11 protein-coding genes and 1 pseudogene are annotated in these 15645 nt (G+C 71.3%); 9 read left to right on the forward strand and 3 right to left on the reverse strand.

The window, feature by feature from the left end; translation table 11 throughout:
* Positions 1 to 31 precede the first annotated feature (31 nt).
* The 6 genes from M4486_RS12845 (at position 32) to M4486_RS12870 (ending at position 8268) form a co-directional block, all read left to right on the forward strand.
* A complete protein-coding gene (locus M4486_RS12845) occupies positions 32 to 370 on the forward strand; it encodes a hypothetical protein (RefSeq protein WP_249477634.1) in 339 nt (112 codons plus the stop codon).
* A gap of 121 nt (positions 371 to 491) precedes the next feature.
* Positions 492 to 1703: a Fic family protein gene (locus tag M4486_RS12850; protein ID WP_249477635.1), complete on the forward strand. Its 1212-nt coding sequence runs from the start codon at positions 492 to 494 to the stop codon at positions 1701 to 1703.
* 375 nt (positions 1704 to 2078) lie between these two features.
* Complete coding sequence (locus M4486_RS12855) at positions 2079 to 3920, forward strand: ABC transporter ATP-binding protein (RefSeq protein ID WP_249477636.1); 1842 nt, start codon at positions 2079 to 2081, stop codon at positions 3918 to 3920.
* Positions 3917 to 5725: an ABC transporter ATP-binding protein gene (locus M4486_RS12860; RefSeq protein ID WP_249477637.1), complete on the forward strand. Its 1809-nt coding sequence runs from the start codon at positions 3917 to 3919 to the stop codon at positions 5723 to 5725. The genes M4486_RS12855 and M4486_RS12860 overlap by 4 nt, the downstream gene beginning before the upstream one ends.
* Positions 5726 to 5874: 149 nt before the next feature.
* On the forward strand, positions 5875 to 6408 hold the full coding sequence (locus M4486_RS12865) for a lamin tail domain-containing protein (protein WP_249477638.1): 534 nt from the start codon (positions 5875 to 5877) through the stop codon (positions 6406 to 6408).
* Between the two features lie 204 nt (positions 6409 to 6612).
* Positions 6613 to 8268, forward strand: a complete 1656-nt coding sequence (locus M4486_RS12870) for a cation:proton antiporter (protein ID WP_249477639.1) — start codon at positions 6613 to 6615, stop codon at positions 8266 to 8268.
* 245 nt (positions 8269 to 8513) lie between these two features.
* Here M4486_RS12870 and M4486_RS12875 read toward each other — a convergent pair whose 3' ends face one another.
* Together M4486_RS12875 and M4486_RS12880 are read right to left on the reverse strand one after the other, a co-directional pair.
* Positions 8514 to 9776 (reverse strand): alpha-hydroxy acid oxidase, encoded by a 1263-nt coding sequence (locus M4486_RS12875; protein WP_249477640.1) that lies wholly within the window; start codon positions 9774 to 9776, stop codon positions 8514 to 8516.
* Between the two features lie 143 nt (positions 9777 to 9919).
* Entirely contained in the window at positions 9920 to 12121 is a 2202-nt protein-coding gene (locus tag M4486_RS12880) for a prolyl oligopeptidase family serine peptidase (RefSeq protein WP_249477641.1), read from the reverse strand.
* A gap of 45 nt (positions 12122 to 12166) precedes the next feature.
* On the opposite strand from M4486_RS12880, the pseudogene M4486_RS12885 reads away from it, so the two are divergent.
* The 3 genes and pseudogenes from M4486_RS12885 to M4486_RS12895 all read left to right on the forward strand — a co-directional run.
* Positions 12167 to 12739, forward strand: a pseudogene (locus M4486_RS12885) (NYN domain-containing protein); the annotation flags it as partial.
* Between the two features lie 444 nt (positions 12740 to 13183).
* Entirely contained in the window at positions 13184 to 13423 is a 240-nt protein-coding gene (locus M4486_RS12890) for an OST-HTH/LOTUS domain-containing protein (protein WP_283257981.1), read from the forward strand.
* A 257-nt stretch (positions 13424 to 13680) separates the two neighbouring features.
* Positions 13681 to 14514 (forward strand): SRPBCC domain-containing protein, encoded by an 834-nt coding sequence (locus M4486_RS12895; RefSeq protein ID WP_249477643.1) that lies wholly within the window; start codon positions 13681 to 13683, stop codon positions 14512 to 14514.
* A gap of 115 nt (positions 14515 to 14629) precedes the next feature.
* Here M4486_RS12895 and M4486_RS12900 read toward each other — a convergent pair whose 3' ends face one another.
* A complete protein-coding gene (locus M4486_RS12900) occupies positions 14630 to 15613 on the reverse strand; it encodes a PhzF family phenazine biosynthesis protein (protein ID WP_249477644.1) in 984 nt (327 codons plus the stop codon).
* Positions 15614 to 15645: the final 32 nt, after the last annotated feature.

Below are 15645 nucleotides of genomic sequence, written 5' to 3' on the forward strand. Positions count from 1 at the left end.
TCGTCCAGCGACGGGTCATAGGCTCGGCCGCATGAGCACCTCCACCACGCTGAAGCCCGCCGAGTCCGTCCGCACCGCCCCCGTCGCCGCCGCAGGTCTGCTGGGCGGCTGGATCACGGCGCGGGAGACGGGCATCCGTCCGCTGGGCGGAGTCGTCCTCGCAGCCGCCGGGGTCTACGCGGGCCGCACCTGGCTCGCCAAGCGCGGCGTCGGCACCACCGCGGCGCTGAGCGCGCTGTACGTGCTGGGCTTCGGGCTCTCGCACCCGCTCGCGAAGAAGATCGGTGCCTGGCCGTCGGGGCTGGCCGTCGCCGGCGCGAGCGCAGGCGCCGCGGCGCTGCTCTCGGACGCCAAGCCCGCGCGGGACTGACAACGTCGTCCCCGGGCGGAGCACCCGGTTCCGACCCCCTGGATCCTTCCACACGAAGGGTCCTTACGGAAGGCTGTAGATTATCCTTCCGTAAGGAGCGGGCGGACGGAAGGATCCGGCGATGACCCCGGACGACAGCGAGTACGCGGGATCCGCATGGCCGCGCACGACGACCGAGGAGCGGGAATGGACTCCGTCTGAGCGCATGCTCGCGACGCTCGACGCGTTCGAGCGCCACCGCATCTCACGTCCCTACCGAGCAGTGCTCGCACCGGAGATCGCCACGGCGACTCCTCATCTTCCGGGCGCTCTGCTCGTGAGGGTCATGGAGGCCTCCGAGGACATCAGCCGATTCGACGAGCAGATGACCACGCGGCCGCTCCCCATGCCCGCGGTCCTCCTGCGCTCCGAGTCCGCGTCGAGCTCGCAGATCGAGCACCTCTCCACGAGCGCGCGGCAACTCGCCTTCGCCTCCCTGGGACTCAGCGATCGGGAGAACGCTCAGCTCGTCGCCGCGAACGTGGAGGCGATGAGCAATGCACTCTCCGCCGACGGGCCGGTCGACGCCGCCCTCATCCTGCAGGTCCATGAGGCACTGCTGGGGGAATCCCAGAGCGACATCGTCGGCCGGTTCCGCGACCAGCAGGTGTGGATCGGAGGCCGCTCGACGAGTCCGCACCGCGCCGACTTCGTCGCTCCGCACCATGAACGGGTCTCGGCCGCCATCGACGACCTGTCGGCGTTCGCTGCGAGGACCGACCTCCCCCCGCTCGTGCAGACCGCGCTCGCTCACGCGCAGTTCGAGACGATCCACCCCTTCGAGGACGGCAATGGGCGCACGGGCCGAGTGCTCGCCCAGCTCGTCCTGCGACGGCGCGGCCTCGCCCGACACACGACTCTGCCCATCTCCTCGGGCCTGCTCCAGAACACCGACGCCTACTTCTCTGCGCTCACCGCCTATCGCGACGGCGATCCTGCACCGATCGTGGAGCAGATGTCCCAGGCGGCGCACCTCGCGACGGAGAGCGGGCGGATGCTCGATCACGAGCTGCGCGGGCTCAGGGACCGATGGACCGAACTCATCCGGGCTCGCACGGACTCGACGGCTTGGAGACTCGCCGATCTGCTCTTCGCACAGCCGGTGGTCAATGCTGCATGGGCGGCTCGGCAGCTGGAAGTCACCGATCGCTCTGCCCGCACCGCGCTCGGAGTGCTCGAGGAGGCCGGGGTGGTCAGCGAGACCACGGCCGCCCGCCGCAACCGCGTGTGGCAGGCGAAGCAGGTGCTCGACCTGCTCGACGACCACGCGTCCCGGCTCGGTCGGCGCGCGTAACCCAGCTGACGCCACCTGCCCGCCCCTCCGGTCGCAGCATGTCGACCGGGCACCGGTCCATCCGGCAACCCGTCGGCTCGAACAGATGGGACGCCGCAGCGACCACGCCCCGGATGCCCCTGGATTCCCACGTGATCGTTGACTAGGCTAAAGGGCCGGTCCTCGCGGACCGGCCGGCCCGTCGTCCATGAGACCCACGGCGCGCATCGCCCCGCACGCACTCATCACCCGACCCTTCTCAGCCCGGTGCCCCGACCCCTTGGAGCATCCGGGCTGGACCGTCCTCCCCGCCCGCTCCGCACGTCCGGCAGGCCCCGCCTGCGCCGCCCGCTCCGCACTCCCCCGCCCACCACCCCAGCGAGGTGCCGCCTCTTCATGATCGCGTCCATGGGCCGTCTCTGGCAGACGGTCCGACCCATCCGCTTCCGCCTCTTCCTCGGACTCCTCAGTGCGCTCGTCGCCTCCACGAGCGCCCTGCTCATCCCGCAGGTCCTCGAATGGATCATCAACCGCCTGGACGCCGAGCCGACCGCCGCCGCGGTGTGGACCGGCGGGGCGATGGTGATGGGCATCGGCCTGCTCGAGGCCTCCCTCATCTGGCTGCGACGCATGTTCGCCGTCTCGCCCTCGACCACGGTCGAGAAGGAGATGCGCGTCAGTTTCTACCGCAAGGTGATCCACCTGCCCGTCGCGTTCCACGACGCCTGGGGGTCCGGCCAGCTGCTCTCGCGCATGATGAGCGACATCAGCCTGATCCGCCGCTGGGTCGCCTTCGGCATGATCATGATCGTCACCGACGTGGTCACGATCATCGTCGGCATGGTGCTGCTGTTCCGCTCGAGCTCGCTGCTCGCGCTGATCTTCGTGTGCGCGGCGGTGCCGGTGTGCATCCTCGCCTTCCGCTTCAACCAGCGCTTCGCCTACCTCTCACGCCTCTCGCAGGACCAGAACGGCGACCTCGCCACCACCATCGAGCAGTCCGTGCAGGGCATCCGCGTGCTCAAGGCCTTCGGTCGCGGCCCGACGGCCCTCGAGGGCTTCACCGAGCAGGCCGACGAGCTGCGCCGCACCGAGGTGAAGATGGCGACGGCCATGGCCACCTTCAACATGTTCATGTTCATGCTCCCCGAGATCGCCCTCGGCCTCGCGCTGCTGCTGGGGCTGTACGAGACCTCGCAGGACCACATGAACACCGGTCAGATGGCCTCGTACTTCGCGACCGCGACGATGGTCATCGGCCCCGTCCGGATGCTCGGCAACCACCTGGGGCAGGCGATCAACACGAACACGGCACTCGACCGCCACTTCGAGGTCATGGACCTGTCCAACGACATCACCTCGCCCGAGAGCGCGGACGAGCCCGCACCCGCAGGCTCCCGCGGCGACGTGCGCCTGACCGGCGTCCACTTCCGCTACGCCGACGCCCCCGCGCGCATCCCCGACGTCATCGACGGCGCCGACCTGCACATCCGCCCCGGCGAGACGATGGCGCTGGTGGGCGTCACCGGCAGCGGCAAGTCCACGCTGCTGCAGCTGATCCCGCGCCTCTACGACGTCACCGGTGGCCGCATCACGATCGACGGGATCGACGTGCGCGACATGGACCTCGTGGACCTGCGCTCGCTCACGGCCGTCGCCTTCGAGGACGCGACGCTGTTCTCCGACACCGTGCGCGGCAACGTCATGCTCGGGGCCGACGAGGCCCTCACCCCCGAGCAGTCCGAGGAGCTGCTGCACCTGGCGCTGCGCACGGCCGACGCGGGCTTCGCCCTCGACCTGCCCGACGGCCTGGACACCCGCATCGGCGAGGAGGGCATGAGCCTCTCCGGCGGTCAGCGCCAGCGCCTGGCGCTCGCCCGCGCGATCGCGGCGCGGCCCGCCGTCCTGCTGCTCGACGACCCGCTGTCGGCCCTGGACACCAAGACGGAGGAGCGCGTGACCGACCGTCTGCGCGAGGTGCTCGAGGGCACCACCACGCTGATCGTCGCCCACCGCACCTCCACGGTCGCCCTCGCCGATCGCGTCGCCCTCATCGACCACGGGGAGATCGTCGCGGTGGGCACCCACACCGACCTCATGCGCAGCTCCGCCCGCTACCGGTACGTGATCGCGAACCAGGAGGAGGAGGCCCGCAGCAACCAGGACATCGAGACCCTCACCGGGGAGCTCGATCTGCGGGAGGTCCAGGAGACCGCAGGGAAGGAGGGAGAGCGATGAGCGCCCCCGCACGCGAGGAGGACGAGGAGCAGCGCGTCCTCTCCCCCGAGGAGAACAAGCGGGCCAGGTCCCGCTCGCTGACCCTGCTGCGCGAGTTGCTGCACCCCGTGCGCGGCCAGTTCGCCGCCATGAGCGTGATGGTCGTGATCGCCCAGCTCGCGGTCGTCGCGGGCCCCGCGATCATCGCCTGGGGCATCGACAACGCCCTCACGCCGATGGTCGAGGGCAATCCCGCGCCCGCACTCGGCGCCGCCGCCCTGCACCTGAGCTGCGCGATCGTCGGCGGGGTGCTGACCTTCGGGTACGTCCGCCAGGGCACCGTGGTCGGCGAGCGGATGCTGCTGAGCCTGCGCAGGAAGGTCTTCCGCTTCACCCAGAAGCAGGATCTCGAGTTCCACGAGCGCTACACCTCCGGCCGCATGGTCTCCCGCCAGACCTCCGACATGGAGGCCCTGCGCGAGCTCGTCGACTCCGGCGTCGACATCCTCGTCGGCTCCACCCTGTCGATGGTGTTCACGGTGGTCCTCATCGTCACCATGGACTGGGTGACCGGCGTGGTCATGCTGCTGATGCTGGTCCCCGGCGTCATGCTCACCAGCTGGTTCCAGAAGCGCTCGCGCGAGCAGTACCGACAGATCCGCACCCATTCGGCGCGGCTCATCGTCCACTTCGTGGAGACCATGGGCGGCATCCGCGCCGTCCAGGCCTTCCGCAAGGAGCCGGCCGACGAGAAGCGCTTCGACGACCTCGCCCAGGACTACCGCGATGCCTCGCTGGCCTCGACGATGACCTTCGGCATCTACCAGCCGGCCCTGCGCATCCTCGCCAACGCGACGATCGCGGTGGTGCTGCTGGTGGGCGGCTTCCGCGTGCTCGGCGGTCACCTCGAGGTGGGCTCGCTGGTGGCGCTCGCGCTGTACTCGCGGCGCTTCTTCCAGCCCATCGACCAGCTCGCGAGCTTCTACAACACGCTGCAGAGCGGGCTCTCGGCCCTCGAGAAGATCGCGACGCTGCTCGCGGAGTCCCCGAGCGTCAAGGAGTCCGAGCACCCCACGCCGATGCCGGCCTCCACCGGGCGCGTCGACTTCGAGGACGTCTCCTTCCGCTACACGGCCGACGGCCCCCTCGTGCTCAAGCCCCTGGACCTCCACATCCCACCGGGGCAGACGATCGCCCTGGTGGGGCAGACGGGCGCGGGCAAGTCGACGGTCGCGAAGCTCATCAGCCGCTTCTACGACGCGACCGAGGGCGAGGTGCTGCTGGACGGCGTGGACCTGCGGGACATCTCGATGCAGGACCTCACGCGCAACATCGTCATGGTCACCCAGGAGGCGTACCTGTTCTCCGGGACGGTCGCGGACAACATCGAGCTGGGCATGCCCGGGGCCCCGCGCGAGGACATCGAGCGGGCGGCCCGCGCCATCGGCGCGGACGACTTCATCGAGAACCTCCCCGACGGCTACGACACCGACGTGAACAAGCGCGGCGGCCGCGTCTCCGCGGGCCAGCGGCAGCTGATCTCCTTCGCCCGCGCCTTCCTCGCCGATCCGCGCGTGCTGATCCTCGACGAGGCCACGAGCTCGCTGGACATCCCCAGCGAGCGTATGGTGCAGGAGGGGCTGACCAAGCTGCTCGGCGAGCGGACGGCGCTGATCATCGCACACCGCCTCTCGACGGTGATGATCGCCGACCGGGTGCTCGTGGTCCACGGCGGCGAGGTCGTCGAGGACGGCTCCCCCGCCGAGCTGGTCGCCGCCGGCGGTCGCTTCGCCGCGCTCTACCAGGCGTGGCAGGAGTCACTCTGACGGTGTCCGCGGGGCCATGTCGCGCAGATGACATGGCCCAGGGGGTGTCGTCGTCCGTTCCGGGTGCTACCTTCCGACATATCCCCGTCGGACCGGGTTCCCGCAGGACGATGACGCCCCGCGGCCCCTCAGATCCTCCAGAGGTCACCATGCATCTGCCCCTCCTCCAGCGCGCCCGATTCCAGGACGCCCACATCCGTCCGCTGCTCGCCCTCCTGCTGCTGCTCGCGCTCGTCGCGGGCCCGCTCGCGATCGCCCCGTCGGCCGACGCGGCGACGAAGAAGCCGCTGGACATCGTGAAGATCGTCTACGACCCCTCGGGCCGCGACACGTGGAAGAACGGCCACCTGAACAAGGAGTACATCGTCCTGAAGAACACGGGGAAGAAGACCCTCTCGCTGACCGGGTACACGCTGCGCGACAACGGCCCGCAGCGCTTCCGCTTCCCCAAGGGCACGAAGATCAAGCCCGGCAAGACCCTCACGATCCGCTCGGGCAAGGGGAAGAACACCTCCTCAACCCTGTACTGGGGCACCAAGAGCTACATCTGGAACAACACCCACGACACCGCCCGGACCTACAACTCCAAGGGCAAGAAGCTCGAGTCCTGCACGTACAAGAAGCTCACCAAGAAGGCGACGAAGAAGTACGTGCGCACCACCGCGACGACCGCGTACTGCTGACTCCCGTCCGGCTCCCTTCCCTTCCCGTGCGTCACCTGCGCGCCCAGCCGGCGAGCAGGTGACGCACGGAGTGGGCGATAGAGTGGGAGGGCTCCCGCGACCTGGGACCGCGCCGGCGGTGTGCGTCCACTTCGCCCGAAGCCTCTGACCGCCCGCCGCTGCCGGTTCCCGCGCAGCCGGCCGTCCACGATCCCGGAGCCGCCCATGATCAACCTGGCGCTGGTCATCGGCCTGCTCGCCGTCACCGTCGTCTGCGTCGCCCTGGGCGAGCGTCTGCGACTCCCCTATCCGATCCTCATGCTCCTGGCGAGCTCCGCGATCGCCTGCATCCCCGGTCTTCAGCACCTGGAGATCGACCCGGACCTGATCCTGCCCCTGTTCCTGCCGCCGCTGCTGTTCGCGACCGCGCAGAAGACCGACTGGTCCGTCTTCCGCTTCCGCTGGCGCACCCTGCTGTTCCTCGCCGTCGGGCTCACGGCGACCACGGCCCTGCTCGTGGCGGGCGCTGTGTGGGTGCTCGTGCCGGCCGTGTCCTTCCCGCTCGCGCTCATGGTGGGCGCGATGGTCGCCCCTCCCGATCCGGTCGCGGTCGAGGCCGTCGCCGGCCCCGCGCGGATGCCGCGGCGCCTGTTGTCGATCCTGCAGACCGAGGGCCTGTTCAACGACGCCGTCGCGATCGTGCTGTTCACCTCCGCGCTGAGCGCCCTCACCGGTCCGGACACCCTGGGCGTGGGCCAGGGCGTGGGCCTCGTGCTGAACTTCTTCGTGGGCGCCGCGATCGCCGTCGCGATCGGCCTCGTGATCGGCTTCCTCTACCGCTTCGCCTCCCATCGCGTGACCACGACGGCCGCGCGCACCGCGATGAGCGTCGTCGTCCCCTTCGCCGCCTACATGCTCGCCGAGGAGCTGCACGCCTCCGGGGTGATCGCCGTGGTGGTCACCGCGCTGGAGACCCGTCGCCGCGCCCGCGCGGAGGACTCCGAGGCCCGGATCTCGCGCGCGACCTTCTGGGACGTGGCGAACCTGCTGGTCACCGGCCTCGCCTTCGGCCTGATGGGGATGCAGCTGCGCGACATCGTGGCCAACGAGGGCGCGGACGTGCTCCGCTACCTCCCGGTCGCGGGCGTGGCCTGCGTGATCGTGGTGGCGGTGCGACTGGTGGGCATGCTCCTGATCAAGCCGATCGCCCGCTTCGACGCCGGTGAGAACCTCACGCTCAAGGACTCCACGGTCCTCACCTGGTGCGGCATGCGCGGCCTGGCGACCCTGGCCCTGGCCCTCGCGATCCCCACCTCGGGAGTCTCCGGGTCGGAGGCCGACGCCCGCAACATGATGGTGATCGTGGCCTGCTCGGTGCTGCTGGTGACCCTGGTGCCGACGGGCCTCGTGCTGGGCTGGCTGCTGCGCCTGCTCAAGCTCCAGGACGACGGCACGGTCGCCGACCAGGAGATCGCCGAGCTCACCCACCGTGCGCAGCGCGCCGCGCTGGGCGCGATCCACGAGCGCTTCGAGGAGACCGGCGAGCTCACCGAGGAGCAGATGCGCGCGGTGAAGAAGCGCTTCAAGGGCCTGCGCCAGGAGCTGGACTCCACGACGCAGGCGATGAGCGCGATCAACCCCGACGGCTCCCCGGTCGATCCAGAGGCGCAGAAGGCCCTCGCGGCGCGGCGCAAGAAGATGAAGCGCGGGCGCGAGCTCATGGTCGCCGCGCAGACCGTGGGCCTGGACGCCGCGCGCACCGAGGTGCTCCTGGCGCGCTCGGAGCCCGGCATCGACCCCGAGGCGGCCGATGTGGTGCTGCGCCAGCTGGACCTGCAGATGCTCGCGGCCCCGCCGCGCATGCGCGCCCGCAAGCACTGACGAGCACTGACGAGCACCGAGGTCGGCGGGAGCTTTCCACCCCCGGGGCGGCTGCCTGCCCGACCAGCAGCTGGCAGTCCCCGCTTCGATGTCGCTGGGTGAGGTCTCGAGCCCATATAGGCGTTGAGACCTCACCCAGCGACATCGAAGCTCCGGATGAAGCCGTCGGCCCCAGCCCGGGCCCAGCCCGGCACCGGCCCAGGCCCAGTCGGCACCGGCACCGGCACCGGCCCCGGCCCCGGACGTCAGCCCTCGGCGCCCTCGTGCACTCCCGGCCGGGGGATCGGCCCGAGGTCGCGCAGCTGGGTGACGTGGCGCGGCTCGAGCTCCTCGACCGAGTGCACCTGGAGCAGGCGCATGGTGCGCTGGACCTCGTCGGAGAGGATCTCGATGGTGCGGTCCACGCCCCGCCGGCCGCCGGCCATGAGGCCGTAGAGGTAGGCGCGGCCCACGAGTGTGAAGTCGGCGCCGAGCGCCATCGCGGCGACCACGTCGGCCCCGTTCATGATGCCGGTGTCCACGATGATCTCCGCGTCCGAGCCGACCTCGCGCTTGACCTCGGGCAGCAGGTGGAAGGGCACGGGCGCGCGGTCGAGCTGTCGGCCGCCGTGGTTGGAGAGCACGATCGCGTCGACGCCCAGGTCGGCGAGCTTCCTGGCGTCCTCGACGTTCTGCACGCCCTTGATGGCGATCTTCCCGGGCCACATCTCGCGGATCTCGCGCAGGTCGTCGTAGTCGATCGACGGGTCCATCGCCGAGTCCAGCAGCTCGCCGACGGTGCCTCCCGTGGAGGTGAGCGAGGCGAACTCGAGCTTCGGGGTGGTCAGGAAGTCGATCCACCACCAGGGGCGAGGGATCGCGTTGATGACGACGCCCGGGGTGAGCTGCGGCGGGATCGAGAAGCCGTTCTTCTTGTCGCGCAGACGGGCGCCCGCGATGGGGGTGTCGACGGTGAAGAAGAGGGTGTCGAAGCCGGCCTTCGCGGCCCGCTCGACGAGCCCGTAGGAGATCGACCGGTCCTTCATCACGTACAGCTGGTACCAGTTGCGCCCGTGCGGGTTGGTCGCCTTCACGTCCTCGATCGAGGTGGTGCCCAGTGTGGACAGCGTGAACGGGATCCCGGCGGCGCCCGCGGCGCCCGCACCGGCGATCTCGCCCTCGGTCTGCATGAGCCGGGTGAAGCCCGTGGGGGCGATGCCGAACGGCTGCGCCGAGGACCCGCCGAGGATCTGCACGCTGGTGTCGACGTGGGAGACGTCGGTGAGGATGCCGGGGTGGAACTCGACGTCCTCGAAGGCCTTGCGGGCACGGTTCATCGAGATCTCGCGCTCGGCCGCGCCGTCGGTGTAGTCGAAGGCCGCGGCGGGCGTGCGGCGCTTGGCGATCGCCCGCAGATCGTAGATCGACTGCGCCTTCTCCAGGCGCGTGCCGGTGAAGTCGAGCGAGGGCTTGCGGAACTTCATCAGCTCGAAGATCTCGGCGGGCTTGGGGAACTGGCGGGTGACCATGGGGCCTCCTGTGTGCGGGGTGCGGTGCCGGGGCGTCGCGTGCGGATCATTCCTGGAGCATGGCGCCGAGGACGGCGGCGCATCGCCGTCGGGCGGCCGGGGATCGAGAGGGACCGCGGTGTGGGACACCGTCGGCCGCCCCCTCAGCGTGTCACGAGTTCGAGCACGGGGACCCCGGGCGGGGTGAAGCCGAAGACCTGCCCGTAGAAGGACAGCGAGGACTCGGTCGCCCGGATGATGCTCTCGGCCTTGCGGAAGCCGTGCTGCTCCCCGGCGAACAGGAGGTAGGCGTGCGGGATGCCCTTGGCGGCGAGCGCGTCGCGGAACATCTCGGACTGGCTGGGCGGGACGATGCGGTCCTCGTCCCCCTGCAGCAGCAGCACGGGGCACTCGAGCTCGTCGACGTGGTTGAGCGGGGCGCGCTCCGCGTACAGGTCCTTCCGCTCGGGGTAGGGGCCGACGAGCCCGTCGATGTAGCGGGACTCGAAGTCGTGGGTGTCGCGGATGAAGTTCTCGAGCTCGGCGACCCCGAAGCTCGAGACGCCCGCGGAGAAGGTGCTGGTGCGGGTCAGGCAGGCGAGCGTGGTCCAGCCGCCCGCGCTGCCGCCCTCGATGCCGAGGCGCTGACCGTCGGCCAGCCCCGAGTCGACCAGGTGCTCCATGACGGCGACGGTGTCGGCGACGTCGACCATGCCCCACTGGCCCTTGAGGCGGTCGCGGTAGGCGCGACCGTAGCCGGTGGAGCCGCCGTAGTTGACCTCGACCACGCCGATACCGCGCGAGGTGTAGTAGGCGACCGGGAGGCTGAGCACGGGCGGGACGGCCGACGTGGGTCCGCCGTGCACCCGGGCGATGACGGGCGGGAGCTCCTCGGCCGGGCCCTCGATGCCGCTCTGGCGCGGGGCGAACCAGATCGCGTGGACGGTGCCGCCATCGGGCAGGGGCACCTCGATCTCCTCGGCGCTCGGGAGGACGTCGGGGTCCGGGGCGTCGTCCCGCGAGGAGCGCACCTGGTGGAGGACGCCCATGTGCGGGGCGGCGAGCCCGCCCTCGATGCGGGTGAGGTAGACGGCGGGGAAGCGGGCCGGTGAGGCGCCGAGCAGGGTCAGGGCGCCGTCCTCGCGCACGTCCATGGCGGTGACCGAGGTCAGCGGGAGGTCGAGGTCGACGAGCTCCCCGCTGGAGATCGTGAGCACGCCCAGGGTCTCGCCGGCGTGTCCGTGGGCGACGAGGGCGTGGTCGGCGTCGAGCACCGCGTACCAGGTGGTGCCCAGGCCCCACATGGCGCCGCCGAACTCCTGCTGCGCGAAGGGCGAGTCCGCGGGCAGCACGGCACGGCTCCCGTCGGCCGACGACCACACGCGCGGGTTCCACCAGCCCGATTCGTCGGAGACGAACAGCAGGTGCTCATCGTCGAGCCACTCGGGCTGCAGCACGGAGATCTCGCGGTCCCCCTCGGCCGCGCCGCCGGGCCCGCCGGGGATGCCTGGTCCGCCGGGTCCGCCGGGTCCGCCGGGTCCGCCGGCGACGATCTCGCCGGTCCCCGCGCTGCCGCCGATCAGCGGGGCGACGTGCAGGAGCGTCCCGTCCCAGGGCATGCGCGGATGCTCCCAGCTGATCCAGGCGATGCGCGTGCCGTCGGGGCTGAGCCGCGGGTAGGCGACGAAGCGGGAGGCGGGGGTGACGCGGCGGATGGCGCCCGGGTCCTCGGCGGCCGAGCCGTCCAGCGGGACCGCGGCGACGAAGCGCTCGATGTGCGGGGCGCCGTCGGGGTCCGCGTGCGGCCCCTCGGCGCCGCCGGTGTGGTCCTCGCAGATCCACCAGACCTCGCGGGAGCCGTCGGCGAGGGTCACCGGAGCGGGGCAGGCCCAGCGCAGGGAGGGTCCGTGGGCGGACCCGACCTCGGGGCCGACGGGGGTCAGGGGACGCGGCTCCTGCCCCTCGGTGAAGGCATAGACCCGCTGGTCGTCGAAGTTCACGAAGAGCACGAGGGGGCCGCGGAAACCGGTGGGGTCCTCGTCGACGGGCGCGTCCGGGACCGCGGCCCAGGAGCCGCCGCCGTACTCGTGCACGCGGGAGCGGGCGTTGAAGGGGGCGGGCAGCACGGTGACCGTCCCGGTGCGCTCGGAGCCCGTCGCGGGTGAGCGCTCGCCCGCGGCGGCGGGGGCGGCGACGGCATCGGCGGTGCGCACGATCGCCTGGCGCCCGCCCTCGGCGGCGATGCCCTCGAGCCACCACAGCTGCTCGCCGACGAACACCGGGCCGCCCAGACGTGCTCCCCCGGTGGCGAGCTGCTGGGCGGTGATGGGCGAGGGCCAGGTGCCGTACGGAAGCGTCGTCGTCATGGGGCCAGAGTATGCCGGGCGACGCGGAGCGGGCAGACTGGACCCATGGCAGACTCCACCGATCCCCGCGTCGCCGTCTACCTGGACTTCGACAACATCGTCATGTCCTGGTACGACCGTGTGCACGGGCGTCACTCCTTCAGCCGCGACCGCCAGAAGATCGCCGCCGATCCCAACGACCCCGACGTCGCCGAGCGCCTCGCCGAGGCGACCGTCGACGTGGGCGCGCTCATCGACCACGCCGCGTCCTTCGGCTCCATCATGCTCACGAGGGCGTACGCCGACTGGTCCGCGCCCGTGAACGCCGAGTACCGCTCGCAGCTGGTGGCGCGCGCCGTGGACCTCGTGCAGCTCTTCCCGGCCGCCGCCTACGCGAAGAACGGCGCGGACATCCGCCTGGCCGTCGACACCGTCGAGGACTGCTTCCGGATCCCCGACCTCACGCACGTCGTGATCGTCGCCGGGGACAGCGACTACGTCCCGCTCGCGCAGCGCTGCAAGCGCCTGGGCACGTACGTCGCCGCGGTGGGCGTCGCCGGCTCGACCGCGAAGTCCCTGGCCGCGGCCTGCGACCAGTTCGACTCCTACGAGACCCTGCCCGGGATCGAGCTGCCCGAGAAGCCGGCGAAGTCCCGCTCCTCGCGCGGCGGCTCCGGCGCGAAGAAGGGCCGGGGCGGGGCCGACGGCTCGAACGGATCGGACGGAACGAACGGCGCGGGCGGGCCGAGCGGGTCCGACGGGCCCAACGGGTCCGACGGGTCCGACGGTGCCGGCGCCGGGCCCACCGGCGCCGAGACGGCCGACGGCTCCGGCTCCGCTGCCAAGGGGTCGAAGGGCGCCAAGGGCGCCGCCGGGAACGGAGGCAAGAGCGGCAAGCACAAGGGCTCCGAGCGCGGAGGCGACGCGGCCGACAGCGCAGCCCAGGCCGATGCAGCCGATGCAGTCGCCTCGGATGCGGACCTCGACGCTCTCGATGCGGATCTGGACATCGACGACTCCGACGACATCAGCCCCGAGGAGGCGCAGGCGGCCGCGAGCAGGCTGCTGGGCCGCGCCCTACAGCTGGGCGAGCGGGACGACACCGAGTGGCTGCACAGCTCGCTCGTGAAGACGTACATGCGCCGCATGGACCCTTCGTTCAGCGAGAAGCTGCTGGGCTTCCGCTCGTTCTCCGACTTCCTCAAGGCCAACGACGAGATCGCCGAGCTCGAGGAGACCGGGCACGAGCGCCTGGTGCGCGCGATCGAGCCGCCCGTGAAGCAGACGGCCAAGCGCTCGGGCAGGCGCCGCCGCACCAGCTGAGCGGCCCCGTCGGTCGGCGCGCCTGACCGGCGAGGTCGGCGCACGAGATCGGACGGCGAGAGGTGAGTTGTTGCTCTTATGGAGCCCGGATAGCAGCAACAACTCACCTCTCGATGCTCGGTACGGCAGCCGGGGTCGGCTCTCGGCGTCGCGCCTTCCCTTCGCCCCCTGGTCCCTCGGCCCCCTTGACTCCTGACCGCGCCGCGCGCATGCTCAACATGTGCGGATTACCGCACATGTCTTGGCGGAGGTCCCCGATGGCCGATCCCGATGCCTTCACCGGGCACACGTCGGTCTGGGACGCCCTCGCCCATCCTGCGCGGCGCCGGATCGTCGAGATCCTGCGGTGCGCTCCCGCCCCCACCGGACGGATCCACGAGACCCTCGAGGACGAGGGCCTCTCGACCAGCCGCTTCGCGACTCTGCGCCATCTGCAGCAGATGCGCGAAGCGGATCTCGTGCTCGCGACCCGCAGCGGCCGCGAGCGCATCAACACACTGAACGGCTCCGCCCTCTACGAGGCGACGATCGGCTGGCTCGCTCCGCCGGACCGCTCTCTCGCCGCCTCCCTGCATCGACTGCGACTCAGCGCCGAGGAGAACGCCATGTCACTCACGACCATGCACGTCACCCAGTCCATCGTGATCGCCGCGTCCCGGGAGGCCGTGTGGCGCGCCTTCCGCGAGCACCCTTCGCAGTGGTGGGGCGCGCCGTACACCCTGCTCGACCAGCCCGGGTCCGCGATCGAGATGCCCGTCGAGATCGGCGCGCCGATCGTCGAGCACTCCGGGTCCCACCGCGCCGCCTGGGGCACCCTCACCGAGATCGACCACGAGCTCACCTACGCCTGGACGGGGAACATGGGCATGGGCGGCCCCAGCTGGGGCATCGTGACGTACGTCTTCGCCGACGAGGGTGAGGGCACCCGCGTCACCGTCGACCACTCACAGATGGGCGAGATCCCCGAGGGTGTCGCCGCCGGCTACGACGCGGGCTGGTTGGACCTCAACGAGCGGCTGCGGCTGTTCGTCGAGGAAGGCGAGGCGTACGGGCTCGCGGGCACCAACACGGCTCCGCCGTCGATCGGCTGACCCGACGCGACGCGTCCCGACCCGGCCGATCGGAGCAGTTCGGGCCCGGCTCGGGATGCGGATCCGACCCCGCCGAGCAGTCGGCGCCGACCCACCGGGCCCACGGAACCGAGTCTCAGGCGATGATCTCGCCCTGGATGCCGGTCCTCACCGTCCCGCCGATCCATACCGTCCCCTCGACGTCGACGTCGACGAGGACGCGGCCGTCGCGCCCCAGCCGGGTGCCCTGCCGGACTGTCCACGGCGGGACGAGCCGCCCACGCTCGAGCATCCACTGGGCGATGCCGGCGTTGAGGCTGCCGGTCACGGGGTCCTCGTAGCCGGGCGTGCCTGCGTCGGGATCAGCCGCGACGAAGCCGCGGACCTCGTAGGCGGGCCCGTCGGCGTCCGCGGTCGGGGCGTCGGCCGTTGTCCCGACGACCCCGAGCGCCCCGATCTTGCGCCCCGGGATCGCCGCCATGTCGGGCTCGAGGTCCAGCACGTCCTGCGCGGAGGCGAGCTCGAGGACGCACCATCCGGCACCGTTGTCGACCCAGGCGTGATCGAGGACGTCCGCGGGGTCGATCCCGAGCGCCGCGGCGGCGTCCGCGAGGTGGTCGGCGTCCATCGGTCCGCTCCGCACGAGGAGCGGAGCGGCGAAGGCGAGATCGTCGCCGTCCACCCGCACCTCGACGAGTCCCGCACGGCATTCCTGCACGAGGATGCGCTCGTCGGCCGAGCCCGTCGCCTCCCCGCCGTCCGCCTGAGCAGCGAGCCAGGCGAAGGCGCTGCCGAGGGTCGGGTGGCCGGCGAAGTCGAGCTCGGTCGAGGGGGTGAAGATGCGGACGCGGTAGTCGGCGCCGGGTCGGGCGGGGCCGAGCAGGAACGACGTCTCCGAGAGGTTCGTCCAGGAGGCGATGCGCTGCATCTGCTCCTCGCTCAGACCGTCGGCATCGACGACGACGGCGAGAGGATTGCCGGAGAACGCATCCGCCCCGAACACGTCGACCTGTCGGAAGCGCCGAGTGCTCGGCGTCTTCCCGGGCTCGGTGCTCGGGGCGGATGCGGATACTGCGGCGTCGGCCGCACGGGCGCCGGAGGCCGCGGAGGGCGAGGTCATGGCTCGATCCTGTCAGACCGGCCGCGCCTCGG

It is taken from the genome of Brachybacterium kimchii, from assembly GCF_023373525.1.
GTDB classification, from domain to species: Bacteria; Actinomycetota; Actinomycetes; order Actinomycetales; family Dermabacteraceae; genus Brachybacterium; species Brachybacterium kimchii.

What these genes read in the sequence shown, in the direction of transcription:
- M4486_RS12855 (WP_249477636.1), top strand. Translation starts at nt 2,079, where the DNA reads ATGATCGCGTCCATGGGCCGTCTCTGGCAGACGGTCCGACCCATCCGC.
- M4486_RS12870 (WP_249477639.1), top strand. Translation starts at nt 6,613, where the DNA reads ATGATCAACCTGGCGCTGGTCATCGGCCTGCTCGCCGTCACCGTCGTC.
- M4486_RS12860 (WP_249477637.1), top strand. Translation starts at nt 3,917, where the DNA reads ATGAGCGCCCCCGCACGCGAGGAGGACGAGGAGCAGCGCGTCCTCTCC.
- M4486_RS12865 (WP_249477638.1), top strand. Translation starts at nt 5,875, where the DNA reads ATGCATCTGCCCCTCCTCCAGCGCGCCCGATTCCAGGACGCCCACATC.
- M4486_RS12875 (WP_249477640.1), bottom strand. Translation starts at nt 9,776, where the DNA reads ATGGTCACCCGCCAGTTCCCCAAGCCCGCCGAGATCTTCGAGCTGATG.
- M4486_RS12895 (WP_249477643.1), top strand. Translation starts at nt 13,681, where the DNA reads ATGGCCGATCCCGATGCCTTCACCGGGCACACGTCGGTCTGGGACGCC.
- M4486_RS12880 (WP_249477641.1), bottom strand. Translation starts at nt 12,121, where the DNA reads ATGACGACGACGCTTCCGTACGGCACCTGGCCCTCGCCCATCACCGCC.
- M4486_RS12845 (WP_249477634.1), top strand. Translation starts at nt 32, where the DNA reads ATGAGCACCTCCACCACGCTGAAGCCCGCCGAGTCCGTCCGCACCGCC.
- M4486_RS12850 (WP_249477635.1), top strand. Translation starts at nt 492, where the DNA reads ATGACCCCGGACGACAGCGAGTACGCGGGATCCGCATGGCCGCGCACG.
- M4486_RS12900 (WP_249477644.1), bottom strand. Translation starts at nt 15,613, where the DNA reads ATGACCTCGCCCTCCGCGGCCTCCGGCGCCCGTGCGGCCGACGCCGCA.